The sequence below is a fragment of the Flavimobilis sp. BM9 genome (assembly GCF_058313055.1).
The window spans coordinates 32,161-56,500 of the sequence record NZ_JBZEMO010000007.1; the positions used below are offsets into that span (position 1 = coordinate 32,161).

General features: G+C 70.0%; 21 protein-coding genes and 1 pseudogene. 15 read left to right on the forward strand and 7 right to left on the reverse strand.

Annotated elements, in window-relative coordinates; genetic code table 11:
- Positions 1–35: 35 nt before the first annotated feature.
- The 4 genes from AC4F3Q_RS12715 (at position 36) to AC4F3Q_RS12730 (ending at position 3,803) form a co-directional block, all read left to right on the forward strand.
- Positions 36–1,214, forward strand: a complete 1,179-nt coding sequence (locus AC4F3Q_RS12715; RefSeq protein WP_491040283.1) for a MalY/PatB family protein — start codon at positions 36–38, stop codon at positions 1,212–1,214.
- A 97-nt stretch (positions 1,215–1,311) separates the two neighbouring features.
- Positions 1,312–2,442: an ABC transporter permease gene (locus AC4F3Q_RS12720; RefSeq protein ID WP_491040284.1), complete on the forward strand. Its 1,131-nt coding sequence runs from the start codon at positions 1,312–1,314 to the stop codon at positions 2,440–2,442.
- Positions 2,439–3,143, forward strand: a complete 705-nt coding sequence (locus AC4F3Q_RS12725; protein WP_491040285.1) for an ABC transporter ATP-binding protein — start codon at positions 2,439–2,441, stop codon at positions 3,141–3,143. Before AC4F3Q_RS12720 ends, AC4F3Q_RS12725 begins: the two co-directional genes overlap by 4 nt.
- Positions 3,144–3,230: 87 nt before the next feature.
- Positions 3,231–3,803 (forward strand): TetR/AcrR family transcriptional regulator, encoded by a 573-nt coding sequence (locus AC4F3Q_RS12730; RefSeq protein WP_491040286.1) that lies wholly within the window; start codon positions 3,231–3,233, stop codon positions 3,801–3,803.
- 15 nt (positions 3,804–3,818) lie between these two features.
- Here AC4F3Q_RS12730 and AC4F3Q_RS12735 read toward each other — a convergent pair whose 3' ends face one another.
- Positions 3,819–4,196: an ATP-binding protein gene (locus tag AC4F3Q_RS12735; protein WP_168446873.1), complete on the reverse strand. Its 378-nt coding sequence runs from the start codon at positions 4,194–4,196 to the stop codon at positions 3,819–3,821.
- Positions 4,197–4,538: 342 nt separating this feature from the next.
- Here AC4F3Q_RS12735 and AC4F3Q_RS12740 point away from each other — a divergent pair, with 342 nt between their 5' ends.
- Together AC4F3Q_RS12740 and rpmF are read left to right on the forward strand one after the other, a co-directional pair.
- On the forward strand, positions 4,539–4,820 hold the full coding sequence (locus AC4F3Q_RS12740) for an HU family DNA-binding protein (RefSeq protein ID WP_168446874.1): 282 nt from the start codon (positions 4,539–4,541) through the stop codon (positions 4,818–4,820).
- A 200-nt stretch (positions 4,821–5,020) separates the two neighbouring features.
- Positions 5,021–5,191 carry a 50S ribosomal protein L32 gene (gene rpmF, locus AC4F3Q_RS12745; protein ID WP_168446875.1) on the forward strand — a complete coding sequence of 57 codons (171 nt, stop codon included), beginning with the start codon at positions 5,021–5,023 and terminating at the stop codon, positions 5,189–5,191.
- Positions 5,192–5,315: 124 nt separating this feature from the next.
- On the opposite strand, the gene AC4F3Q_RS12750 is transcribed toward rpmF, so the two are convergent.
- Complete coding sequence (locus AC4F3Q_RS12750; protein ID WP_491040287.1) at positions 5,316–7,991, reverse strand: lysylphosphatidylglycerol synthase domain-containing protein; 2,676 nt, start codon at positions 7,989–7,991, stop codon at positions 5,316–5,318.
- A 128-nt stretch (positions 7,992–8,119) separates the two neighbouring features.
- On the reverse strand, positions 8,120–8,920 hold the full coding sequence (locus AC4F3Q_RS12755) for a CPBP family intramembrane glutamic endopeptidase (protein WP_491040288.1): 801 nt from the start codon (positions 8,918–8,920) through the stop codon (positions 8,120–8,122).
- Positions 8,921–8,990: 70 nt separating this feature from the next.
- Here AC4F3Q_RS12755 and AC4F3Q_RS12760 point away from each other — a divergent pair, with 70 nt between their 5' ends.
- The 7 genes and pseudogenes from AC4F3Q_RS12760 to AC4F3Q_RS12790 all read left to right on the forward strand — a co-directional run.
- The gene (locus tag AC4F3Q_RS12760) at positions 8,991–12,773 is read left to right on the forward strand and encodes an RHS repeat-associated core domain-containing protein (RefSeq protein ID WP_491040289.1); all 3,783 of its coding nucleotides are present in this window, start codon (positions 8,991–8,993) and stop codon (positions 12,771–12,773) included.
- The gene (locus tag AC4F3Q_RS12765) at positions 12,770–13,351 is read left to right on the forward strand and encodes an SMI1/KNR4 family protein (RefSeq protein WP_491040290.1); all 582 of its coding nucleotides are present in this window, start codon (positions 12,770–12,772) and stop codon (positions 13,349–13,351) included. Before AC4F3Q_RS12760 ends, AC4F3Q_RS12765 begins: the two co-directional genes overlap by 4 nt.
- Positions 13,352–13,902: 551 nt before the next feature.
- Positions 13,903–15,411, forward strand: coding sequence for a polymorphic toxin-type HINT domain-containing protein (locus tag AC4F3Q_RS12770; protein ID WP_491040291.1), 1,509 nt, complete (start codon positions 13,903–13,905; stop codon positions 15,409–15,411).
- On the forward strand, positions 15,408–15,773 hold the full coding sequence (locus AC4F3Q_RS12775) for a hypothetical protein (protein ID WP_491040292.1): 366 nt from the start codon (positions 15,408–15,410) through the stop codon (positions 15,771–15,773). Before AC4F3Q_RS12770 ends, AC4F3Q_RS12775 begins: the two co-directional genes overlap by 4 nt.
- Before the next feature lie 471 nt (positions 15,774–16,244).
- Positions 16,245–16,979, forward strand: a complete 735-nt coding sequence (locus AC4F3Q_RS12780) for a polymorphic toxin-type HINT domain-containing protein (protein WP_491040330.1) — start codon at positions 16,245–16,247, stop codon at positions 16,977–16,979.
- Positions 16,980–16,984: 5 nt separating this feature from the next.
- Positions 16,985–17,239 (forward strand): MafI family immunity protein, encoded by a 255-nt coding sequence (locus tag AC4F3Q_RS12785; protein WP_491040293.1) that lies wholly within the window; start codon positions 16,985–16,987, stop codon positions 17,237–17,239.
- 172 nt (positions 17,240–17,411) lie between these two features.
- Positions 17,412–18,215 (forward strand): annotated as a pseudogene (locus AC4F3Q_RS12790) (ISL3 family transposase); the annotation flags it as partial.
- A gap of 104 nt (positions 18,216–18,319) precedes the next feature.
- On the opposite strand, the gene AC4F3Q_RS12795 reads toward AC4F3Q_RS12790, so the two are convergent.
- Complete coding sequence (locus AC4F3Q_RS12795) at positions 18,320–18,955, reverse strand: LuxR C-terminal-related transcriptional regulator (RefSeq protein WP_491040294.1); 636 nt, start codon at positions 18,953–18,955, stop codon at positions 18,320–18,322.
- Positions 18,952–20,250: a sensor histidine kinase gene (locus tag AC4F3Q_RS12800; RefSeq protein ID WP_491040295.1), complete on the reverse strand. Its 1,299-nt coding sequence runs from the start codon at positions 20,248–20,250 to the stop codon at positions 18,952–18,954. The genes AC4F3Q_RS12795 and AC4F3Q_RS12800 overlap by 4 nt, the downstream gene beginning before the upstream one ends.
- A 150-nt stretch (positions 20,251–20,400) precedes the next feature.
- On the opposite strand from AC4F3Q_RS12800, the gene AC4F3Q_RS12805 reads away from it, so the two are divergent.
- Positions 20,401–21,495 carry an ABC transporter permease gene (locus AC4F3Q_RS12805; protein WP_491040296.1) on the forward strand — a complete coding sequence of 365 codons (1,095 nt, stop codon included), beginning with the start codon at positions 20,401–20,403 and terminating at the stop codon, positions 21,493–21,495.
- Positions 21,496–21,512: 17 nt separating this feature from the next.
- Positions 21,513–22,205, forward strand: coding sequence for an ABC transporter ATP-binding protein (locus AC4F3Q_RS12810; protein ID WP_491040297.1), 693 nt, complete (start codon positions 21,513–21,515; stop codon positions 22,203–22,205).
- A 15-nt stretch (positions 22,206–22,220) separates the two neighbouring features.
- On the opposite strand, the gene AC4F3Q_RS12815 is transcribed toward AC4F3Q_RS12810, so the two are convergent.
- Entirely contained in the window at positions 22,221–23,183 is a 963-nt protein-coding gene (locus AC4F3Q_RS12815) for a ribokinase (RefSeq protein WP_491040298.1), read from the reverse strand.
- A complete protein-coding gene (locus AC4F3Q_RS12820; RefSeq protein ID WP_491040299.1) occupies positions 23,180–24,307 on the reverse strand; it encodes a LacI family DNA-binding transcriptional regulator in 1,128 nt (375 codons plus the stop codon). The genes AC4F3Q_RS12815 and AC4F3Q_RS12820 overlap by 4 nt, the downstream gene beginning before the upstream one ends.
- Positions 24,308–24,340 lie beyond the last annotated feature (33 nt).

Genomic DNA, 24,340 nt, shown 5'->3' on the forward strand with positions numbered 1-24,340 from the left:
GGCTGTGCCTCGTGCTGCGCGATACGGTCGAGGCCATGGACGACCTTCTCGACGTGCTCACCCTCGACCAGCTCCGGGCGCGGACGAGCGTCCGCTGGAGCCACTACCCGGACGACGTGCTCCCGCTGTGGGTCGCCGAGATGGACGTGCCGCTCGCGGAGCCGGTCCGGCAGGCGGTGCACGCGCTCCTCGACGCGCACGACGTCGGCTACCCGCCCGAGGACGGGGCGCTCACGACGGCGTTCGCCGGGTTCGCGGCGCGGCGCTGGGGCTGGACCGTCGACCCGACGGCCGTGCGGCAGCTGACCGACGTCATGACGGCGGTGCAGACCGCCGTCGCAGCGGTCGTCGCCCCCGGTGGCGTCGTGATCGTCCCGACGCCCGTCTACGGACCGTTCCGCTGGTACACGGAGGGCGCCGGCCGCCGCGTCGAGACCGTCTCCCTGCGCGACGACCGCCTCGACGTCGACGCGATCGACGCGACGGCCGCGCACGTGCGCGCCGAGGTCGGCCCGGGAGCGGGCATCGCGCTGCTGCTGTGCAACCCGCACAACCCGACGGGCGTCGTGCACTCGCGCGAGGAGCTGGCTGCGCTCGCGGACGTCGCCGCGCGGCACGACGTGCGGGTCGTGTCGGACGAGGCGCACGCCCCGCTCGTGCTGCCCGGCTCGCCCGCGTACGTCCCGTATCTCGAGGTGGACCCGCGCGGGCTCGCGGTGCACTCGGCGGCGAAGGCGTGGAACCTCGCGGGGTTCAAGTCGGCGCTGCTCGTCGCGGGGGACGAGGCGCACGACGTCCTCGCGCGCGTGCCTGCGTACCTGTCGGACGCCGTCGGGCACGTGAGCATGGCCGCGCACGCGGCCGCGTACCGCGAGGGGGAGGCGTGGCTCGACGAGCTGCTTCCCGCGCTCGCGCGGCGGCGCGACCTGCTGGTCGAGCTGGTGGGGGAGCACCTGCCGGGCGCGCGTGTCCGGGCGCCTGAGGCGACGTATCTCGGGTGGGTGGACCTGCGCGCGGCGGGTCCCGACGGCGCCGGGCTCGGCGACGATCCGGCGAAGGTCTTCCTCGTGGAGGGGCGGGTCGCGCTGTCGCGTGGCCTGGACTTCGGGCCGGGGGGTGAGGGCCACGTGCGGGTGAACTGCGCGACGCGGTCGGACGTGCTGAGGGAGGCGCTCGCGCGGATGGGCGAGGTGGCTGCCAGCCGTCGCGGGTGATCGACGTGTGACGGAGACGTCACCCGCAGCCCTTCACGATGCCGACGAGGCGTTGGTAAATTTGTCGACACCACGTCGGCAACCCGAAGGGTCCCCCATGTTCCTCGCACTGCGCGAGCTACGGTTCGCGCGCACCCGCTTCGCACTCATGGGCGCGGTCATCGCGCTCGTCTCCGTCCTCGTCGTCCTCCTGTCCGGCCTCTCCGCCGGACTCGTCAACGACGGCGTCTCCGGACTCAAGCAGCTTCCCGTCACGCACTTCTCGTTCGAGGGGGGCACCAAGACGGACGCAGCGTTCACGCGCTCCATCATCGATGTCGAGCAGGTCGACAAGCTCGCCGAGCAGCCCGGCGTCACCGATGCCGCGCCGTACGGGCTCATGCTCGCCAACGCCAAGAAGGACGACGGCGGCCAGCCCGTCGACCTGACCCTGGTCGGCGTCGAGGAGGGCTCGTTCGTCGCGCCGTCCGCCGTCGCCGAGGGCGACCTCGTCGGCCAGGCCGACGGCATCGTCGTCTCGTCGACCGCGAAGGACGACGGCCTCGAGCTCGGTGACAAGGTCACCCTCGAGCGGCTCGACCGCACCCTGACCGTCGTCGGCATCCTGCCCGAGCAGCACACGTTCGGCCACGTGGATGTCGCGTACCTCCCGCTCGCCACCTGGCAGGAGCTGCACGCCGGCGGCGACGTCACCGTCGCGGCCGACGCCGAGGTCCCCGACGTCACGACCGCTGCCGCCCTGCGCGTCGACGGCGACTTCGACCCGGCCGCCACCGACGCCGCTCTCGGCACCACGACGCTGACCCTCAAGGCATCGTTCGGCGCCTCTCCCGGCTACTCGGCCGAGACCGCGACGCTCATGCTCATCCAGGTGTTCCTGTACGCGATCTCGGCGCTCGTCGTCGGCGCGTTCTTCACCGTCTGGACGATCCAGCGCCGCCACGAGATCGCCGTGATGCGAGCGATGGGTGCGACCCGCAAGTTCCTGCTCGCCGACAGCCTCGGTCAGGCAGCGCTGCTCCTCGCGGGCGCCATCGGCATCGGCTTCGCGGTCGGCATCGGGCTCGGCGCGCTCCTCCAGGGCACGGCGATGCCGTTCGCCCTCCAGGCTCCCGACCTCGCGGTCGCCGCAGTGCTCCTGGTCGTGCTCGGCATGGTCGGTGCTACCGCCGCCGTCATCCGCATCACCTCCGTCGACCCCCTGACCGCCCTGGGAGGGCAGCGATGAACGACTCCACCCAGTCCCGCTCCGTCCTCGAGCTCGAGGGCGTGACCCTGCGGCACGGCGACGGAGACTCGACCGTCACGGCGCTCGACGCCGTCAACCTGGACGTCACCGCTGGCGAGCTCGTCGCGGTGGTCGGGCCGTCGGGCTCCGGCAAGTCCTCGCTCCTGGCTGTCGTCGGCGCGCTCGTGACTCCCGAGTCCGGCACCGTCCGGGTCGACGGCGTCGACGTGGGCTCGTCCGACGCGAGCACGAAGGCGCGGCTGCGCCGCGAGCGGATCGGCTTCGTGTTCCAGTCGGGCAACCTCATCCCGGCGCTGACGTGCCTCGACCAGCTGCGGCTCGCGCTCAAGATCGCGGGCATGTCGCCGGACGACGAGCGCGCTCGTGACCCGCGCGAGCTCCTCGACGCCGTGTCGATGAGCCACAAGGCGGACCGTCGCCCGCACGAGCTGTCCGGTGGCGAGCGTCAGCGCGTCGGTATCGCGCGCGCCTTCATGACGAGCCCCGCGCTGCTCCTCGTCGACGAGCCGACCGCGGCCCTCGACCGGGCGCGCAGCCACGAGGTCGTCGAGCTCCTCGCCAAGGAGGTCGCCACCTTCGGCGCCGGCGCGCTCATGGTCACCCACGACCACGACGTCCTCGAGCACTGCGACCGCGTGCTCGAGATGGTCGACGGTTCGCTCGGAGCGCCCGCCCGCTGATGGCGGCTGAACCCCGCATGGACGACGCCGACCTCCCGTCCAGGAGGTCGGCGTCGTGCATGGTCCAATAGCACTGAGGGAGGGCACATGCCGAAGATCAACGCCGCGACGCTCGCTGAGCATCGCGCCGCACAGCAGCGGGCGCTGCTCGACGCAGCTCGAGAGCTCGTCTCGGAGCGCGGCGCGGACTTCACACTCGGCCAGGTCGCGGCCAGGGCTGGCCTCGCGAGGCCGAGCCTGTACCAGTACTTCAAGTCACGCGAAGAGCTCGTCGAGGCCGTCGTCGCCGACGTGTTCCCGCGCTGGTCCGCGCGCATCGTCGAGGTGGTGGAGGCGGCCGCGAGCCCGCGCGAGGCTGTCCTCGCCTACGCCGAGGTCAACCTCGAGCTTGTCGCGGGCGGGGAGCACGAGATCGCGGCTGCGCTCAGCGCGATCGCTCCTCAGCCTGTCGTGGCGTCGCGCAGTGCCGAGATGCACCGCGAGATGCTCCAGCCTCTGGCTCGTACCCTCGGCCAGCTGGGCGTCGACGACCCAGGCCGTGCGGCCGAGCTCGTGAACGCCGTCGTGCTCGCCGCGTCGCGGCAGGTCGAGTCGGGTGAGACTGTCGCCACGGTCATGAGCCGCGTCGAGGCTGTTCTTGCGCTCAGCGCGGACACCTGACCGACGCGGCGACGGTCAGAGGGCGACCTCGAACCAGACGGACTTGAGCTGGCCGTCGAGCTCGTCGTAGCCCACGCCCCAGCGCGTCGCGAGCATGTCGACGAGGGCGACCCCGCGACCGCCGGGCTGCGTGGGCGGCGGGTGCTTGATGATCGGCAGGTCTCGGGCGCAGTCGCGCACCTCGACGCGTGCGCGCTCCGCGTTGACGTGGATGATGAGGGAGACCGGCGGGACGGCGTGCGCCACCGCGTTCGTGACGACCTCGCTGACCAGCAAGATCATCACGTTGAGGGTCTCGCCCTCGATCCCAGCCTCGGTGAGCAGGTCGTGGGCCCATCGGCGTGCGGGCGCGATCGCTGCGAAGTGCGGCTCGATCTCGAGCGCGTGCTGCATGCGGTCCCTCCCTCCAGTGCCGTCCGGCACCGTCTGCGGACCCGGTGATCGTATCCGGGATCGGTGCCATCGCGTTGAACCCAGGGTTTCCTGGGATACGGGGCGTCGCAACTCGAGGGATGGGTGCAGGCGCCTCGTGGTGGGGAGGTCGGGCGGCGCGTCGCCCGGTCAGACGGCCGGCGTGCCGTACGGTGGTGACACGAGGGGGCCAGATTTCGCAGGATCCCGCGATTTCAGGCATGATTCCCTACGCTTGACCATGTCCCGCCGAACGGCAGGCACAGTTAGTCCACAGCTCGCCGCGACGTCCCTGCCGTGGCGTGACCCGATGAAGGGAATCGCATGTCGCTCAACCGCTCTGACCTCGTCTCGGCCATCGCCGCCAAGGCTGACCTGACCAAGGCTGACGCTGACAAGGCCGTCGCCGCGCTCCAGGAGGTCCTGATCGAGTCGCTCGCCGCTGGCGAGGCTGTCAAGGTCACGGGCCTGCTCTCCGTCGAGCGCGTCGAGCGCGCTGCTCGCACGGGCCGCAACCCGCGCACGGGCGAGGAGATCCAGATCCCCGCTGGCTTCGGCGTCAAGATCTCGGCCGGCTCGCTCCTGAAGAAGGCCGTCGCCAAGTAAGGCACGCAGCACTCGCGAGAGACCCCGCCCCGGTCCTGACCGGTGGCGGGGTCTCTGCGTGCGGAGGCAGTCGCGCAGGTCACGGTCGCCGTGATTTGACCGTGGTTCCGCGGCCCCCGTACGATGAGGCGATCAGTGACCGCTCCCCGGGCCTTAGCTCGCTGTGCCGGAGCAAGGTTTCAACCCGAGAAAGGACGATCATGGCAGTTCCGAAGCGGAAGATGTCCCGCTCCAACACCCGTGCCCGCCGCTCGCAGTGGAAGGCGACGGAGACGCAGCTCGTCGAGGCTCGCGTTGACGGCCAGACGGTCCGCATCCCGCGTCGCCTGGTCAAGGGCGCGCAGCGCGGCCTGGTGAACGTCGAGGCCTGAGCCTCACGCACCGCACAGTTTCCACGAAGGCCCCCGATCCGCACGGATCGGGGGCCTTCGTCATGCTGGTCAGCCGTCGGGCGGCCTGGCGCTTCTGCCGCTTCTGGCGCCAAGGCGACTGCGGCTAGAGGTCGCCCTTCTTCTGCAGGTGGTGCATCGCGAGCCACCCGATCGGGATGCGCACCCAGTACGTCATGACACGGAACAGCATGACCACGGTCGCGGCGATACCGGCGGGCACGCCCGCGGTGGCGGTGAGCGAGCCGGCGAGCACGAGCTCGATCGCGCCGACGCCGCCCGGTGTCGGCGCGGCGGCCCCGACGGTGTTGCCGATCAGGTAGATCACAGCGACGTCGATCAGCGAGACGGACTGCCCGAAGGCGCGCAGGGCGGCGTCGAACGCGAACACGAGGCCGAGCGTCAGGACCGAGTTGCCGAGCAGCGCGACGAGGAGACGCTTGGGGTCGGAGAAGACGGAGGAGAGGCGCGGCCAGGTCTGAGCCCACAGCGGCTCGACGCGGGCGACGATCCAGCGGCGCAGCCGCGGGACGAGCATGACGGCGGTGATGAGGAGCCCCAGGATGCCCACGGCCACGAGCACGGGCGCGGACGGGAGCGCACGCAGGAGGCCGCCGTCACCGCTGACGACCGTGAGGACCGCGAGCAGTGCGACGGTGACGACGACCTGCGACACCTGGACGAGTGCGACCGTCGCGCCGGCGAGCGCGCCGGACACCCCGCGCCGCGTCAGCAGGCGCAGGTTGAGCGCGGCCGACCCGATGCCGGCGGGTGCGGCGAGCGCCACGTACGACGACGCTGCCTGCGTCAGGGTCGCCCGCCACACCCCGATACGCACGGGGGAGAAGGCGAGGAAGCCGAGCGCCGCGCCGAGCCAGGTGATCGTGCCGGCCGCGAAGCACACGAGCGCCCACCACGGGTTGGCGGTCGCGACGGCGGCGGTGATCTGCTGGAAGTTGAGCTTGGTGACGACCACGACGACGGCGACGAGCGTGAGCGTCACGGTGATGATGGTGCGCGCGCCGAAGCGCACGAGCCGCTCAGGTTCGAGGTTCGCCTCGGGGAGCCGTTGCGCGATCTCGGTGCGCAGCTCGCCGAGGACGGGGCTCTTCTCGGAGCGGATCTCCTCGCGCGTGGAGCGCGGCAGCGCGACCGTCTGCAGGAGCGGGCCGAGCGACTCGACGACGACGTCGTCGACCAGCTCACCTGCCGACGCAAGGGCGCGCTGCGGCCCGACGCGCAGCGCGAGGAGCGTGAGCATCTGGGTGAGGTCCATGCGGCGTGCGAGCGTCGACGACGCGATGTCGCCGTTCTCCCACCCGGTGAGCCACACCTGGGGCTCGCCGTGGGTCTGCGCGACGAGGACGACGTCGGCGGTCAGGGAGCGGTGCGCGAGGCCGACCGAGTGGGCGCGCAGGAGCTGGCGCCAGCACTCGCGCAGCACCTCGTCGGTGAGGGCGTCGGCGTCGAGGTCCCGCAGCGAGACCGTGCCGGCGGCGTGCTCCTGGATGAGCAGCATCGAGTCGGCAGCCTCGGCGACGCCGAGGAGCTCGGGCGTGCGGACCCCCGCCGAGCGGGCGGCGTGCATGAGGAGCGCGGCCCGCTCCGCGACGGAGCGCAGCGAGATCGCGGAGCGACCCTCGAGGCCGCGCATGCGCAGGGAGCGCCACGCACGGGTGAGGAAGCCGAGGACCTGACGCTCGCCGTCGAGCACGACGACGTCGAGGCGGTCCCGCTCGGCTGTCGTGAGGGCGTAGACGCGGTGGTCGGCGGAGCGCAGGAGCGCGAGCGCCGACGGGTCGAACGACGACGCGTCGGGCGTCCCGACGACCGTCTCGACGGCGCTGCCCGACCACCACGGCCCGGACCGCGGGATGGGCTGAGGGTCGGACACGGTGCCCTGCGGGCTGACGGAGCGTTCGACGTCGTCGGGCGCGTCCGTGAGGTCGCGGACCCTCACGAGGCTGAGCGGCTCGAACCCGGCGCGACGGACGCCGTCGACCAGGTCGGCGCCGTGGGCGCGCTCCGAGCGGACGCCGGAGACGTAGCGGACGGTGAGGCCGCCGATGCGACCGACGAGGAGCATGACCGCCACGCCTGGCAGCGAGACCTGGGCGGTGATGAGGAAGACGATGATCGTGACCCACAGGAGGTTCCACGACCAGCCGACGGTGCGGCGTCGGGTGCGTGGGCCGGATCCGGTGAGAAGGCCGGAGATCGCGGCGACGAACGCAGGCAGCGAGAGTGTCGCGACCCCTCCCTGGAGGATCGACAGGCCCGAGCGCAGGTCCTCCGACGCGAGCGCGTCGACGAGGACGTACGCGAGGAGCGCGAGCACGAGGCTCACGCCGGCGGCGGTGAGCGCCTCGACGAGCTGCCGGCCCAGGCGCCGCACCGAGAGGTCGACGACGACGGCGAGCGGCACGATGAGCGTGACGAGGCTCTCGAGGATCGCGACGGGGAAGAGCAGGATGCGACCGAGGAGCCGCGAGAAGCCCTGGACGTCCTGCTGCACGCCGACCGTCGTCGCGTGCGCGAAGACCGTCAGCAGGAGGATGACGCCGATGCCGAGCAGGCACAACGTGATCGCGACGAGGTCCTGCGGGCGACGGACGCGGTCGGACGGCGCGTCGACGAGACGGACATAGCCAGGCTCGCCGATCCCGGGGAGCTGGTCGTGGTGCGGGTCGCCGACCGTGCGGGTGCGACCCGCGGTCGCAGGACGGGAGACGCCCGGCGCGGGAGCGTCGGCCGTCCCGTGGTCGTCGAACGTGTGCGGCATGGGTCCGAGTCTAGGGCGGCAGCCCCGCCGTTCCGCGGTGTATCTGGGCTGTATGCACCCCTCGGACGGCAAGTCCATACCCGGGTCGTAGCCCCGGAGGTCGGGCCTCCGTCCAGGGGCGGAGGAGATCAGCTCACGCCGAGCGCGGCGAGCAGGCTCGCAGGTAGCAGGGCGTAGCCGACGAACGCGACGATGTCGAGCAGCGTGTGCGCCACGACGAGCGGCATCGTGCGACGGCGTCCCCAGCGGGAGACGTAGAACGCGCCGAACACGACGCCCATGATGACGTTCCCGACGAACGGCCCGAAGCCCTGGTACAGGTGGTACGAGCCGCGCAGCAGGGCCGACGCGGCGATCGCGGCGGGGACGGACCAGCGCAGCTCGCGCAGCCGTTCGAGCAGGTAGCCGACGACGATGATCTCCTCGACGAGCGCGTTCTTGAGGGCGAGGAGGATCAGCATCGGCACGGTCCACCAGTACTCAGCCAGGTTGGCGGCCTGCACCTCGACCGTGATACCGATCGCCCGGCCGAGCGCGTAGAACCCGAGACCGGGGATGCCGATGGCGGCGGCGAGGGCGAACCCCCAGCCGATGTCACGCAGCGGGCGGGCCCGGTCGAGCCCGAGCCGCACCAGCGCCGAGCGCCCCGGCTCGGACAGCAGGTACAGCGCGAGGGCGACGGGGACGAGCACGAAGAAGATCGACAACAGCTGGTAGGCGAGGTCGACCCACGGTCGCTCCGACATTGCCGTGTTGATCGCCGCGGCCTGGTCGCCGAGCGCCACGGGGGCGCTGAGCCGTTCGAGGATGTTCGCGATCGCGTACACCGCGCTCTTGCCGAGCGACAGGCCCAGCACGATCCAGATCTCGACGCCGAGCCGGCGCCGCTCGTAGCGCGACAGCGGGGTCTCGAGCGTGGAGTCGGTCATGTGCTGCTTTATAGCAGGCGCTGGCCGTGTGCGACGGATGACAGGGTTTCGACGGGGCTGACGTACGAAAATGCCTCTATCGCGCACCGGAACCATTCTGGTAGGGGAGGACGTCCGGGCGCGACTGAGGGCCGCCAACCAGGTGACCCTCGCGGCGCGCACGACGGAACGCGCTGGCACGTGCTCGGGGGCGGACGGGGAGATCCTCTCGGACAGCCTCGCCGACTACAACGCTGACGGTCTCGTGACACGGACGTGGGAGCTCGAGGCCGACCATGACCCGGCCTCGACGCCCCATCCGGTTGCGCGCACGGGCTACGACCTCACGGAGACCAAGTCCTCCTATGACAGGTGGGGCCGAGCGGGCGCGACCACGGACGCGCTGGGTCGCACGACGAAGACGGCCTATGTCCATTCATCTGGCGGCCTCGTGCAGGAGATCCGGGTCACCGCACCCAACCCCGCCGACAAGGACGCGGACTCTGCGTTCGTCTCGACCACCGTGCACAACCCGTTGACCGGAGACGTGATCGAGACGCGTGACGCCAACGGCCGGCGCACCACTGGACGCTACGACGCGCTGAGCCGGCTGGTCGAGGTTCGCTATCCCGATCGCCAGTCGTCGTCGGTCAAGCCCTCGATCGAGTACTCCTACCTCGTCGAGAAGACGGGCCTGAACGCCGTCGTCACGAAGACGATCGGCGCCGACGGCGTGACCCAGCACGTGAGCAGCACGCTCTACGACGGGCTGATGCGTCCGTTCCAGGAGCAGGTCGAAGGCGCAGATGCGGGCGCCGCCCACACCGCAAGCGCGCAAGCGCGCGGGCGGATCGTCACGCACACGATGTACGACTCCGCGGGCCGGGTCTCGTATGTCACGGGCAAGTGGTGGGCGACGGGCGCTCCCGCGAGCAAGCCTGTTGAGCCTCCCGCCGTGACGAAGGCACACACGACCTACGTCTATGACGGTGCTGGGCGCGTCACCGACGAGATCCTGTGGAACGGGACGAGCTCTAACCCTGACTACGAGCAGCACCGCACGGTGACGAGGTACGACGGCCGCTACACGACCGTCGTTCCCCCCGCTGGCGGCACCGCCACGACGACCGTGGTCGATGCTCACGGCCGCACGGCAGAGCTGGGGGAGCACCTCAGCAGGCCGGAGATCTCGAAGGGCACGAAGGGTCGCAGCTCCACGCTTCCTGGCTTCGACGCGGCCAAGGAGCCAGCTGGCAGCTACCAGGCGACGACGTACGCGTATGACCGGTCGGGCCAGATGGTCACGATGAAGGACCCCGCTGGCAACACGTGGACCAAGTCGTACGACACCGCTGGTCGCGTCGTGAAGGCCACGGACCCGGACTCGGGGACGACGGTCACCGCATACGACAAGGCTGGCCAGGTCGTCTCCGTGCGCAACGGCAACGGGAAGACCTTGACGTACGAGTACGACTTCCTCGGACGGAAGACGCGGCTCGCAGAGGCCGGCGCCACGAAGGCGACGTGGGCGTACGACACCGCGAAGGACTTGGCTGGCAAGGCTGTGCTGGGAGCCCCCGCTTCGACGACGCGCGTCGAGGGAGACGACTCCTATGTGAGCGCGGTCAACACATACGACCTCATGGGTCGGACGCTGTCCGAGAGCACGGTGCTCCCCGCCGTGGGCGACCTGGCGCGCCTGACGAACCGTACGTTCACCACGAGCTACACCTACACAGCGGACGGTCAGCTGAAGTCGCTGACGTACCCGCAGATCACGCAGCAGGGTTCGAGCGGCGGCGCGACGGTGCTCGGCAAGGAGACGGTGACGACCCAGTTCGACGTCGCGTCCAAGCCGCACTGGAGCGGTGGCGGCTTCGGTTGGGGCGTGTATGTCGCGGAGTCTCGTCACTCGGCGCTGAACCAGCTCAAGGCGATGGATCTTGGCAACACGTATGGCGCTGTCGTGACGTATGGGTACGACGAGGTCACCGAACGCCTGACCGGTATCTCGCTCGATCGCGAGCGGATCAGCGGGACGGACGTGGAGCTGACGTACGCGTACGACGACGCCGGCAACATCACCTCGATCGGTGACACTCCGACGAACGCAGAGGTCAAGAGCGGTGCCGAGCGGCAGTGCTTCACGTACGACGGTCTGCGCCGCCTGACGAATGCGTGGACGGTCGGCGGTTCGGCAGGTTGCGCCGCTGCGGGCTCCCTTGTCGCGTCAGCGCTGGGCGGCCCCGCCCCTTATTGGAACTCCTACTCGTACGACGAGCTGGGCAACCGCACCAAGCTCGTCGAGAACGGTACGAAGACCACCACGTACGCGCACGGAGCCGGCACGGCTGGCCCGCACGCGGTCACGTCGATGAGCACGGTCGACGGCAGCACGACGACTGCCTCGTCGTTCACGTACGACCCGATGGGCAACCAGGTCTCCCGCAAGATCGGCAGCGCTGCGGCGAAGACGCTGAGCTGGGACGCCCAGGGGCAGCTTGCTGGCGTGTCGGTCGCTGGATCGGCGAGCACGCTCGAGACGGGTGAGGCCGGGTTCGTCTATGACGCGTCGGGTGGCCGTCTGGTTCGTGCTGAGGCGCGGGGGACGACGGTCTATCTGCCGGGTGGGCAGGAGTTGTTCGTCCCGGTGTCGGGGTCGGTGTCGGCGACGCGGTACTACTCGTTTGCGGGTCAGACGGTGGCGGTGCGTACTGGTGCCGGGCTGGGTGGTGTGTCCTCGCTGGTGTCGGATGTGCATGGCACGCCGGTGGCGGCGTGGGCGAACACGCGGTGGACGACGTCGAGCGTGGCGCGGTTGCGTACGGATCCGTTCGGTGGGGCGCGTGGTGGTTCGTCGAGCGCGTCGATTCCGGGGGATCGTCAGTTCCTGGGTAAGACGCGTGATGACTCGACGGGGTTGACGCAGCTGGGGGCTCGGTACTTTGACGAGCTGACGGGTCGGTTCGTGTCGGTGGATCCGATGTTGCAGCCGGAGGTTCCGGCTCAGTTCAACGCGTACGTGTACTCGGGGAACAACCCGGTGACGTGGGCTGATCCCACGGGGTTGTTCTGGGGTGGCATCCGTTCGGCGTGGAACGCGACGACGAGCTTTGTGGGTCGGCATCAGGCGACGATCGTGGGTGCGGTGGTGGGTGCTGCGGCGTTCACCGGCTGCCTGGCCGTCACTGGGGTGGCCACGATGGGGGTAGGCGCGATCGGTTGTGGGGCGGCTGCGGGTGCTGCCAGCGGTGCGGTGAGCAACCTGTGGCGCACGAAGGTGCAGAAGGCGGCGCCGTTCTCATGGGGCGGTTTGGCCAAGGAGACGGGCATCGGCGCGGCTGCCGGTGCCGCTGGTGTGGGTGTCGGGGCGGTCGCGTCGAAGGTGGTGCCGGCGGCTGCGAGCAAGGTGGGCGCGGCACTGTCGAACGTGACCAAGCGCGCTGCCCCCAAGTCGGCGGGCGCTGCGAAGGCGGGTGCGCCCGGGTCTGGGGCCGGCGGCGCTGGAGTAACTTCGGGCGCGAGAGTTTCAGGCGACGTCCCAACGGTGTCGTTCAGCAGGAGCCGTGCTCCTGGCATAGCCGGGACGTTCGACGAAGCTGTCGCCAACGGTGCACCCACACAACTCAACCGGGTCACCGGTGCTGCTCGTAATGCAAATCGCCGTGCAGCGCTGAAGGGTAAGGCGCCAGCGCCCGCAGGGCAGTCGCTCGATGAGTATCCGTTCGCCTGTTCTGCGCAGGGAGGCTGCGGTTCGACTGTGCGCGCCGTGCCAGTGGCAGAGCAGAGCTACCAAGGCGGGGTGCTCAGTCGCTTCTTCCAGACGAGCAAGATCCAAGAGGGCGATCCATTCAATGTTACCTTTGGACCGTGACGCCTGACATGACCATGCACCTGTCCAGTATTCAACGCCATTTGCAGACCCTTGGTCGCGAGAAACTGTTGCATGCCTTGCGTCCAGGTCTCGAGCGTAGAACCATCGAAGCGATGTTGGTCGAGGCGGGGTTGCCTCCCGATGGCTTCTTGATGGAACTCTACGGCTGGCGCGACGGAACCTCCAGCCAGGGTTATCTCTTGGGGGATTTGTATCTCTTTCCCGGGTTCTATCTCCTGTCCCTCGAGGACGCTATTTCTAACCTCCGTTCATTTAGAAATGATCCACGATGGTCGCCAAAGTGGCTTCCGGTGTTCGCTGACGGCGGCGGCGACTTTTATGTGATCGACTATTCGGGAGAATCAACGGCTCCCGTTCGTCACTTCCGGCTCGAAGAAATGCATCACCCAGTTGAGTACCCTACGCTGGGCAAGCTGATCGAGACGCTCGCCGTCGCTTTCGATCGCGGGGTGTTCTTTGTGGACGACGAGGGCTACCTAGAAGTCGATGATCCAGCGTTCGCTACGGTCGCGGCAGAGATCAATCCTGATGTCGACTGGTGGGTGGCTGAGATCTAGCTGTTCTGTGTCGTGGCATTGGTGACACGCGCTCGGAGTCGTCTGGTACGCGAGGTCGATCCACGGGCGTTCCGTCATCGCCTTGTTGATGGACGCCGCCTGCTGCCCGAGAGCGACCGGGGCGGACAGCCGGTCGAGGATGTTCGTGACCGCGTAGACGGTGCGCTTGCCGAGTGACAGACAGAGCATGATCCAGATCTCGGCGCCGAGGCGCCGCCGCTCGGAGTGGTGGGTTATCGCGGTCCTTGAAACACCTGATGGCTTAGGCGGTCGTCAGTAGATCACGCAGATGCTCGGCTGGGTACTCCAGTCGAGCGTCTTGCGTGGTCGTGAGTCGAGTTCTGCGCGACGCGCTCGAGCGGTGGCGGGTTCGGGTGGAGCGTCCGCGTCTGGTGCGCTCGGAGGCGCGGGGGACGAGCGTCTATCTGCCGGGTGGGCAGGAGTTGTTCGTCCCTGGGTCGGGGTCGGTGTCGGCGACGCGGTACTACTCGTTTGCGGGTCAGACGGTGGCGGTGCGTACGGGTGCCGGTCTGGGTGGTGTGTCCTCGCTGATGGCGGATGTGCATGGCACGCCGGTGGCGGCGTGGGCGAACACGCGGTGGACGACGTCGAGCGTGGCGCGGTTGCGTACGGATCCGTTCGGTGGGGCGCGTGGTGGTTCGTCGAGCGCGTCGATTCCGGGGGATCGTCAGTTCCTGGGTAAGACGCGTGATGACTCGACGGGGTTGACGCAGCTGGGGGCTCGGTACTTTGACGAGCTGACGGGTCGGTTCGTGTCGGTGGATCCGATGTTGCAGCCGGAGGTTCCGGCTCAGTTCAACGCGTACGTGTACTCGGGGAACAACCCGGTGACATGGGCTGATCCCACGGGGCTGTTCTGGGGTGGCATCCGCTCGGCGTGGAACGCGACGACGAGCTTTGTGGGTCGGCATCAGGCGACGATCGTGGGTGCGGTGGTGGGGGCTGCGGCGTTCACCGGGTGCATGGCCGCGACGATGGGCGCGGGTTCGGTCGGCTGTGGTGTGGCTGCGGGTGCTGCCAGCGGTGCGGTGAGCAACCTGTGGCGCACGAAGGTGCAGAAGGCGGCGCCGTTCTCCTGGGGTGGCTTGGCCAAGGAGACGGCGTTCGGAGCTGCTGGCGGTCTTGCTGGTGCGGGCGTCGGGGCGGTCGCGTCGAAGGCGGTGCCGGCGGCTGCGAGCAAGGTGGGCGCGGCGCTGTCGAACGTGACCAAGCGCGCTGCCCCCAAGTCGGCGGGCGCTGCGAAGGCGGGCGCTGCACCTAAGGTCGCGGGCCCAGCGAGGGCTGGCGCGTCTGGGAAGGCGGCGCCGACGGCGGCCAGGGCGTGTTCGTTCACGGGCGCGACGCTCGTGCTGATGGGTGATGGTTCGAAGAAGCCGATCGAGGACATCGAGGTCGGGGAGCAGGTTGTTGCTTCTGATCCGCAGACCGGCGAGCAGGAGGTGCGGACGGTCACGCGCGTGTTCGTGCACCAGGACGAGGTGGTCGACCTCGCGCTCGACAACGGCACCGTCCTGGGGACGACGGAGGATCACCCGTTCTGGTCGGTGACGGACGGGCGGTTCGAGCGCGCTGACGAGCTCGACGCTGGCGAGCACGTCCTTGCGGCCGACGGGCGTGTGCTCACCGTGGCAGGGCTGCGCGGGTCGACGTCGCGGACGGCGTTGGCGTACAACCTGTCGGTGGACGGCATCCACACCTACCATGTGGGTGCGGGCGCAGTACTGGTCCACAACACTTGTTCTGTCCCTGTCGACCCTTCCGCCGAGGCGCCGTCATTCATCGGATTCACAAATGGGCCCCCCGCTATCGTGCCTAACGGGGCGACGGGCCCGCTGGCGACCAAGGGGCCTGGTTTCCAGTTCACGGGCGGCTCCGGAGGGTCAGGGCTCAACCCCAGAGTAACGGCGGTTAGAATTATGGACGAGACAAAACATCATCCAAGGCGGGTCGTATACATGAACGAGACAGAACAGACTGTTAGCCCTCTGACAGGACGACCAATTCCCAAGAGTGACCCGTGGGCGCACATCCCGTGGTGAGCGAGCTTTCGTCGCTAGCGGGCGAGCAGTTGAGTGCCGTCTCGTTCGTTTGCGACTACGTAGAGCTGCATTTTGGCGGCCCCGTACTTCGGGCGCTGAGCGACCCAATTGTGAATATTCATGGGGTCTCGGTTCAGTTTCCTCATCAGGGTTCTCGGGACATGCTGTGCCTTCTAATCGGCAAAGAGGTGTCAGCGGCGCGCGAGACGTCGGAAGCTTTGCAGGTCGAGTTTGACGATGATGTTACTGTCCGTGTCCCGTTGACCGGGTACAGCGCGAGTGCTGAGGCGGCGCACTTCATACCGGTGCGCGACGGTCGCCGAGATGGGGCGAACATGGTTATCTGGGAATCGCTGGGGTGAGTTGCGTTGGCTCGGTAGGACGGCGTGACAGAAGTGTGGTGCGGCCGGACGCTATTCAGGATTCTCGTGGGCGCGGTCCGTGCGCTGCGCTGAGTGCGGCTGGCTCCCGCGTCGGTTCACGCCAACGACGCTCTTCCGTGTGCCGCGTCCCCTGGCACTGCGGCGACGGGCGCGCGGCCTGTCGGTGACGTAGCTTCCGGTGGCACAGCGGTTCGCGGTTCCCGCGTGGTTGACGACTTGCCGGCTGAGAGGTCCGCGGCGACGGTCGCGTCGAAGGTCGTTCCGGCGGCGACGAGCAAGGTGGGCGCGGCGCTGTCGAACGTGACCAAGCGCGCTGCGCCTAAGCCGGCGGCGGCTGCGAAGGCGGGTGCTGCACCGAAGGGGGCTGGGCCAGCCGGGGCTGGAGCGTCTGGGAAGGCGGCGCCGACGGCGGCCAGGGCGTGCTCGTTCACGGGCGCGACGCTCGTGCTGATGGGTGATGGGTCGAAGAAGCCGATCGAGGACGTCGAGGTCGGCGAGCAGGTTGTTGCTTCTGATCCGCAGACCGGCGAGCAGGAGGTGCGGACGGTCACGCACGTGTTCGTGCACCAGGACGAGGTGGTCGACCTCGCGCTCGACAACGGCACCGTCCTGGGGACGACGGAGGATCACCCGTTCTGGTCGGTGACGGACGGGCGGTTCGAGCGCGCTGACGAGCTCGACGCTGGCGAGCACGTCCTTGCGGCCGACGGGCGTGTGCTCACCGTGGCAGGGCTGCGCGGGTCGACGTTGCGGACGGCGTTGGCGTACAACCTGTCGGTGGACGGCATCCACACCTACCATGTGGGTGAGGTTGACGTTCTCGTCCACAACATGTGCGACGTGACCGCGAACAGTGCAGACGGCCTCGTTGACCTTGCCTCCGCTCAACGTCGTGCGCACATCCTCAATGGCGATGCGACTGGCGGCGGACACCAGTGGCCGGGCCTGCCTGGCACGACGCCGTTCCCCAAGGACTGGTCAGGGGACCGGATCATGCACGAGGCCTCCGATATCGCCACGGATCCGCGCCTCCAGTGGCGCCAGGTCACCGGTTCACCAGGGGCTGACCTCACGAAGAAGGGTGCGCCGGTACGTTTCGAAGTGAACGGAGGCCGCGGAGGCATCAACATCCGGGTTATCCTTGAGCCGAACGGTGAGGGAATCATCACCGCGCATCCGTGGTGATTGGTATGGAACTCGAGAACGTGACTGGGCTCGTCACGGCCGCCATCGTCGGCCTGAGCGACCGGCTACCTTCCGAGGACATTCAGAACGCACGGAGCCTGGCCGACGCTGGTGAGCCCGGGGTGGCATTGGAGCTCATCTGCGCGCAGGCTTACGAGTACGACACGCTCGTTCCCCTCGCTGTCCTTTCGCAGATCATCGAGGCGGGCCAGGCGATGGGCTTGGACCCGGGCCTATGGTCAGATCTAGAGGTCGAGTGAGTTCGGTCGGTACGCGGGTCGTGCGGACGCCCCTCCGCTCAGTGAAGCGCCCTGAGTTTGTTGGCTCATCCGATCTGAGGGTGTAGCGGCGGTGGCGTGACGGGGTCGTGGTGTGGGTCGAGGTCCCCTGATGATGGGGGTTCCTACACCAACTCATCCAGAAGACCTCGACGTGAATGACGCTACCTTCCACAGCCCTGACCTGACCGCGTTCGCCCGGCTGGACGAGCTTGGGCTTGTCGCGGTCGGCCAACGCCTGGAGCCTGACCGGGCGGTGCTCGAGTGTCGCGTCGAGGCGCGCCCGGAGGAGGCGTTCTGCCGACAGTGCGGCGCCGAGGGCGTCTTGCGTGGCACCGTGACGCGGCGCGTGGCGCACGAGCCGTTCGGGTGGCGGCCTACGACGTTGCTGCTGCGGGTGCGCCGCTACCGGTGCGTGACGTGTCGGCGCGTGTGGCGTCAGGACACCTCGTCTGCGGCCGAGCCGCGAGCGAAGTTGTCACGGTCAGCCGTGCGGTGGGCGCTGGCCGGCCTCGTCGTCCAGCACCTCACGGTCGCCCGCGTGGCCGAGGCCCTGTCTGTGGCATGGGACACGGCCAACGACGCCGTCCTAGCCGAAGGTCGCCGCGTCCTGATCGATGACCCTGCCCGGTTCGACGCCGTGAGCGCGATCGGCGTCGATGAACACGTGTGGCGTCACACCCGTCGCGGTGACAAGTACGTCACCGTCGTCATCGACCTGACCCCGATTCGCGCGGGAACCGGCCCGGCGCGCCTTCTCGACATGGTCGAAGGCCGTTCCAAGAGTGCGTTCAAGACCTGGCTCGCCGCCCGCCCCGAGGGCTGGCGCAAGGGGGTGGAGGTCGTGGCGATGGATGGGTTCACCGGGTTCAAGACCGCCGCCGCTGAGGAACTGCCCGGCGCGGTGGCGGTGATGGATCCCTTCCACGTCGTGCGCCTGGCTGGCGACGCCCTCAACGAGTGAACCGCCTCGGGTCTGGTGGAGGCTCGCTTGTCTGGTCTCCGCCATAGCAGCGGCCGGTTCCTGTCGATGACACCTGGGTCGAACACCGCGCGGATGCCTTACCTGGGTTCGCTCGGGAGCAGGCCGCGTTCGCGGGCGACCGCGACCGCTTCGGTTCGCGACTGCACGCCGAGCTTGTCGTAGGCGTGTGCCAGGTGGGACTTGACGGTGGCGCGGGTGATCACGAGGTCGCGAGCGATCGCATCGTTGGACCGGCCTTGCGCGACCATGCGGAGGACCTCGAGCTCGCGCAGGGTGAGCGACACGGCGGGGCGGCGCATCCGTTCCACGAGCCGGGCCTGCACGGCAGGACCGAGCGTCACTGAACCGCCGGCAGCAGCGCGGATCGCTGAGGTGAGCTCGTCGGTCGGGGCGTCCTTGAGCAGGTAGCCGAGCGCACCGGCCTCGATGGCCGTGAGGATGTCGGTGTCCGACCCGTACGTCGTCAGGATCAGCACGGGCGGCCCGCCGGCCTGGACGATTCTCCGGGTGGCTTCCGCCCCACCGAGACGGCCGGGACCGAACTGCAGGTCCAGCAGCAGCACGTCGCCCCGCCCGCCGTCGCGCACGTGCGTCACGAGCTCTTCGGCTGTGGCGAGCTCGGCGACGACGCGCATGTCGGGTTCGTTCTCGATCACGGCGCGCAGGCCGGCGCGGACCACCGGGTGGTCGTCGGTGAGCACGACGTCGATCACACGTCCTCCCGGTGCGTGGTCCCGCTGACGGGCACCACCTGCGCTGCGTCGTCGAGCCTGGGCGCCGGGAGACGAGCAGCGACGGCGGTCCCGTCTCCTGGGCTCGTCTCGACCGTGAGCGATCCGCCCAGCTCGCCCGCGCGCGAGCGCATCGCCGCGAGACCGAAGCCGCCGTCGCGGTTTGGTGCTGGCTGTTCGACGGCGTCGAACCCGCGCCCGTCGTCCACGACGTCGAGGATGACCTCCTCAGGCAGAAACTCGAGGGTGAGCGTCGCATGTCGCGCGTCCGCATGCTGCACGACGTTCGCCAGGGCTGACTGCGCGATGCGGACGAGCGCAGCCTCGACCTGCAGGGGAAGAGGCCGAGGAGCCCCCGAGGTGCGGACCTGGACGGTGAGAGTCACGGGTGGACCGTCGTGAGCCGGAGAGCCGCTGCTCGCCGCTGCCTGGGCCCGGGCGGCGATGCGGCGCAGGGCCGCGACCAGGCTTGCTCCGTCGAGGTCCGCCGGAGCGAGCGCCCGGACGAACCGACGGGCCTCGGCCAGGTTGTCCCGCGCGGTCGAGCGAGCCTGCTCGATGTAGGCACGGGCACGAGCCTCGTCCGCACCCACGGAGCCGTCTGCTGCGCGCAAGAGCAGCTCGATCGCTGAGAACCCTTGCGCGAGGGTGTCGTGAATCTCGCGGGCAAGTCGCTCACGCTCGTTGGCGATCGCCGCCTCCTGCTCAGCCGCAACAACCTCGTCCCGTGCACGAGCGAGCTCCTCGAGCATCCGCTGGCGCTCGTCTGCCTCACGAACCAGCGCCTCGAGGCCCAGCGTGACGGCCACGGCAACTGCCGCGCCGACAGCGGGCCCGAGCGCTGGCGCGATCGACAGGTCGCCCGGAGCACGCAGCACGATGCCGTCGACAGCCGCGATGACGGTCGTCACGACGACGGCGACCACGCCCCTCCGCGGGCCGAGCACGTGCATCTGAAGCAGCATCAGCGGGAACGCGATCCACAGCGCGCCTGGGCTCAGCTGCAAGAGGATGGCCCAGACTGCGATCAGCCCGACGATCCACGCGCCAGCCGGCCACCACCGGCCGCGAGCAGCGTCCAAGGGTGCCTCGTGGACGCGGATCGTGGCGCGCCCGGCCGCGTACAGCGCCGCGAACATGGACGCCGTGAGCAGGGCGGTCCACAGCGGGATCGCGCCTGCCGTGCGCACGACCGCCACGACCACCAGTCCGGCGACCAGCACGTCGAGCCCGACGAGCAGGCGCCGGGTCACCAGCGGCATGGTCTGCGCGCGCATCTTCCCATCGTAGTGAGCATGACGCGCACGGCATCAGCCGAAAGGTGGAGCCCGCTGGCCGACGTTCGTCCGCCCAGGTGCCTCCGGCGGCCCGATGGACGAAGGCATGCAGCGGCGCACGCTGGGAGAGTCGCCGACCTAGGAGGTCCCATGTTCGTCGCGTTCCGCGACCTGCGCCATGCCCGTGGCCGTTTCGCCCTCATGCTGGGCGTGATCACCCTGATCGCCGTCCTCGTCACCTTCCTCTCCTCGCTGACCGCGGGGCTCGCACGCGAGTCGACGTCAGCCGTCACCGACCTGCCCGTCGACCACCTCACGTTCGGGGAGCCCACGCCGGGCGACAGCCCGGACTTCACCTCGTCCACGGTCACGTCCGAGCAGCGCGACGCTTGGGCGGCAGCGGCAGGGTCCGAGAACGTCGAGATGCTGGGCGTCGCGACCGCACGAGCGCGATCGACAGCGACGACGGCCGCCATCACGGTCTTCGGCGTCGAGGCAGGGTCTCACCTGCTTCCTGCAGGCGCTCCCGCGCCGAGCCCTGGGACCATCGCCGTCTCCCGGGGCGCAGCCGACAGCCTGTCGGTCGCCGTGGGTGACTCCGTCAGCCTCGGCGGCACGGAGATGAAGGTGTCGACGGTGCTCGACGTCGCCGCGTCCTACGCACACACCCCCGTCGTCTGGGTGCCCCTCACCGACTGGCAGGTGCTCGGGGCAGGGACGCCGTCCGCCGCCGAGCAGGAGGTCGCGACGGTCCTCGCTGTAGCCGGCGACGTCGACGCGGACACGATCCGCCGCGCAGACGCCGCCGCAGGCACCACGACGCTCGGGCTCACCGACGCGAGAACCGCCATCGGCTCGTTCTCCTCCGAGAACGGCTCGCTCCTGACCATGCAGGTGTTCCTCGTCGTGATCTCGGCGCTCGTCGTCGCTGCGTTCTTCACGGTGTGGACCGTCGGTCGCTCCGGCGACATCGCGGTGCTCAAGGCGCTCGGAGCGTCGACCCGCTACCTGCTGCGCGACGCCGTCGGCCAGGCGCTCGTCGTCCTGCTCCTCGGGGTGGGCGCCGGTACGGCCGCGGCCATGATCGGCGCCACCCTCCTGTCCGGCGTGATCCCGCTGACCGTCACGCTCACGACGACCCTGCTGCCAGCGGCAGCCCTCATCGTTCTCGGCCTGGTGGGCGCAGTCATGGCTGTCGCCCGCATCGCCAGCATCGACCCCCACGCCGCGCTCGCCTCGCGCTGAGCACCGAAGGAGAGACCATGAAGCTCCAGCTGAGCACCATCACCCTCGTCTACCCCGACGGAGACTCCACGCTCACCGCGGTCGACGACGTGAGCCTGACCGTTGCCTCTGGCACGACGACCGCACTGCTCGGCCCGTCCGGCTCCGGGAAGTCGAGCCTGCTCGCCGTCGCCGGCGGCCTCACCAGGCCCACCTCCGGCACGGTGCGCATCGGCGGGGACACCGTCTTCCAACCAGGCACGACCGTCGCAGAAGCCACCCGCACGCGACTGCACCGGATCGGCGTCGTCTTCCAGTCGCCCCAGCTGCTGGGATCCCTCACCGCCCTCGAGCAGCTCGAGCTGCACGCCCACCTGCGCGGCCGCCGCCCGTCCGCGGTCCGGTCACAGGCGAGGGATCTCCTCGCGGAGGTCGGGATGAGCGACCACGCGCACAAGCGGCCCGCCCAGCTCTCAGGGGGTCAGCGGCAGCGCGTCGCGATCGCCCGCGCGCTCGTGGGCACCCCCCAGGTCCTCCTGGTCGACGAGCCCACCTCGGCGCTCGACCACGAGCGCGGCACCCAGATCATCGACCTGATCACGCGGCTCGCCCGCGAGCTCGATGCGGCCACGCTCCTCGTCTCGCACGACGCGTCGACCCTGGCCTCGGTCGACCAGACGGTCCGGATGCACGATGGACGGGTGGAGGACGCGGCTCGCGCCGCGGCCTGATGGGGCATCCGCGTGTCAGACCACCGGCAGCTCGTCCCCCGGACCGGGATACGACGCCTGCGCGCCCACGGACGTGACGGCGTAGGCGCCGACGCGGGCCGCGTGCTGCGCGGCGTCGGGCAGGGGAGTGCCAGCAGCGAGCTGCTGGGCGAGCGAGCCGACGAACGCGTCGCCGGCACCGGTCGTGTCGACCGCGTCGACACGCGGCGACGGCACGTGGGTGACGCGCGGTGCGCCGTCGACCGTCTCGGCGACGTGCGCGCCGTCGGCGCCGACCGTCACGAGGACGGACCGCACGCCCGCGTCGAGGAGGGCGCGGGCGACGTCGGCGTCCGACGCGCCCGCGGGCAGCGCGACGCCGAGGGCGCGCGCAGCGAGAGCAGCCTCGTGCTCGTTGACGACGAGCGGGTCGGCCTGCCGCAGCACCTCGGTGTCGAGCGCGATCACCGGCGCGAGGTTGACGATCAGGCGTTCGCGGGCGAGCCGCGCGGCCTCCTCGATGCCGTCGCGCGGCACCTCGCCCTGCACGACGACGACGCGCGCCCGGGCGAGCAGGCCCGCCTGGGCGCGCACGGCGTCGGCATCCGTCGCCGCGTTGGCTCCGGGGATCACGACGATCGAGTTCTCGCCGTCCGCCGACACGGTCACGATCGCGATGCCCGTGCTGCCGGGAACGACGCGCAGCCCCGACAGGTCCACGCCGTTGGCGCGCAGCCCCGCGAGCGCCGCGTCGGCGAACTCGTCGTCGCCCACCGACCCGACGAACGCGACGTGCGCACCCGAGCGCGCCGCCGCGACGGCCTGGTTCGCGCCCTTGCCACCTGCGAGGACTGCCATCGAGCGCCCGAGCACGGTCTCGCCAGGAGCGGGGTGCGCGGCGACCTGGACGAGCAGGTCAGCGTTCGTCGACCCGACGACGACCACGTCGGGGGACGCGGCACCGACCGCGGCTGACGACGGCCGCGGGGCGCCCGTCACGACAGGAGCCTGGCGACGTCGTCGACGTGCACGGCATGCGCAAGGAGGTGGGGGGCCGGCAGGCCTCGCACGTCCGGCGGGACCTCTGCCTCGAGCGGGGCGGGGGCCAGCACGTCGCGCCTGAGCGAGGCAGGCCCCGTGGACCCGCGCACCACGAGCTGCGCGTCGAGCACGACGCTCTCGACCTTGTCGCCGTCGAGCATCTTCGTGAGCAGCTCGACGGCGAGCTCCCCCGTGCGGGCGGGGTCGTGCGAGATGACCGTGATCGGCGGGTCGAGGAGCCGGAACGCCTCGATGTCGTCGTACCCGACGATCGACATGTCGTCCGGGATCGAGATCGCCCGGTCCTGGCAGACGTGCAGCGCGCCGAGCGTCATGAGGCTGTCAGCCGCGAGCAGCGCGGTCGGCGGGCAGGCGAGCTCGAGCAGGTGCCGGGCGCCTGCGACGCCGCTCGACACCCGGAAGTCGCCCTCGTAGATCAGCGCCATGTCCTGGTCGGCGCCGTGCTTCTCGATGGCGTCACGGAACGCGACGAGGCGGTCCCGGCCCGTCGACGTGGCCTGGGGCCCAGCGATGAAGCCGATGCGGCGGTGCCCGAGCCCGACGAGGTGCTCGACCGCCTGGGCGATCCCGCTGAAGTTGTCCGACGTGATCGACGGGACGTCGACGCCGTCGACCGTGCGATCGACGAACACGAGGGGGACGCCGAGCTTGAGGGCGTCCCGCAGCGAACCGGACCCGTCGCCCTGCGGCGCGATGACGATGCCGTCCGCGCGGTGCGCGAGCAGCAGGTCGATGTACCTGTCCTGCTGCTCTGCCGACTCGTTCGCGTTGCACAGCATGATCGTGAGGCCGGCCTCGCGTGCGGTCTGCTCGGCGGTGTGGGCGATCTCGGCGAAGAAGGGGTTCAGGATGTCGGAGACGACGACGCCGATGGACTCGGTGCGCGCCTTGCGCAGGGAGCGGGCCTGGGCGTTGGGGCGGAAGCCGAGCTCGGTCGCGGCCTCGGCGACGCGCGTGCGGGCGTCGACGGAGGTGGCGGGATGGCCGGACAGGACGCGGGAGGCTGTTGCGGTCGAGACGCCAGCGAGCCTCGCGACGTCCTGAAGGGTGGCGGTTCGCATCGTCGGCCTCCTCGCTCTCCACCCTCACGGCCG

Coding starts and splice junctions, on each gene's coding strand:
- AC4F3Q_RS12785 (WP_491040293.1), top strand. CDS start 16,985: ATGGAACTCGAGAACGTGACTGGGCTCGTCACGGCCGCCATCGTCGGC.
- rpmF (WP_168446875.1), top strand. CDS start 5,021: ATGGCAGTTCCGAAGCGGAAGATGTCCCGCTCCAACACCCGTGCCCGC.
- AC4F3Q_RS12730 (WP_491040286.1), top strand. CDS start 3,231: ATGCCGAAGATCAACGCCGCGACGCTCGCTGAGCATCGCGCCGCACAG.
- AC4F3Q_RS12755 (WP_491040288.1), bottom strand. CDS start 8,920: ATGACCGACTCCACGCTCGAGACCCCGCTGTCGCGCTACGAGCGGCGC.
- AC4F3Q_RS12715 (WP_491040283.1), top strand. CDS start 36: ATGGACGACCTTCTCGACGTGCTCACCCTCGACCAGCTCCGGGCGCGG.
- AC4F3Q_RS12800 (WP_491040295.1), bottom strand. CDS start 20,250: ATGCGCGCGCAGACCATGCCGCTGGTGACCCGGCGCCTGCTCGTCGGG.
- AC4F3Q_RS12750 (WP_491040287.1), bottom strand. CDS start 7,991: ATGCCGCACACGTTCGACGACCACGGGACGGCCGACGCTCCCGCGCCG.
- AC4F3Q_RS12720 (WP_491040284.1), top strand. CDS start 1,312: ATGTTCCTCGCACTGCGCGAGCTACGGTTCGCGCGCACCCGCTTCGCA.
- AC4F3Q_RS12735 (WP_168446873.1), bottom strand. CDS start 4,196: ATGCAGCACGCGCTCGAGATCGAGCCGCACTTCGCAGCGATCGCGCCC.
- AC4F3Q_RS12780 (WP_491040330.1), top strand. CDS start 16,245: ATGGGTGATGGGTCGAAGAAGCCGATCGAGGACGTCGAGGTCGGCGAG.
- AC4F3Q_RS12760 (WP_491040289.1), top strand. CDS start 8,991: ATGCCTCTATCGCGCACCGGAACCATTCTGGTAGGGGAGGACGTCCGG.
- AC4F3Q_RS12820 (WP_491040299.1), bottom strand. CDS start 24,307: ATGCGAACCGCCACCCTTCAGGACGTCGCGAGGCTCGCTGGCGTCTCG.
- AC4F3Q_RS12810 (WP_491040297.1), top strand. CDS start 21,513: ATGAAGCTCCAGCTGAGCACCATCACCCTCGTCTACCCCGACGGAGAC.
- AC4F3Q_RS12770 (WP_491040291.1), top strand. CDS start 13,903: ATGGCGGATGTGCATGGCACGCCGGTGGCGGCGTGGGCGAACACGCGG.
- AC4F3Q_RS12805 (WP_491040296.1), top strand. CDS start 20,401: ATGTTCGTCGCGTTCCGCGACCTGCGCCATGCCCGTGGCCGTTTCGCC.
- AC4F3Q_RS12725 (WP_491040285.1), top strand. CDS start 2,439: ATGAACGACTCCACCCAGTCCCGCTCCGTCCTCGAGCTCGAGGGCGTG.
- AC4F3Q_RS12740 (WP_168446874.1), top strand. CDS start 4,539: ATGTCGCTCAACCGCTCTGACCTCGTCTCGGCCATCGCCGCCAAGGCT.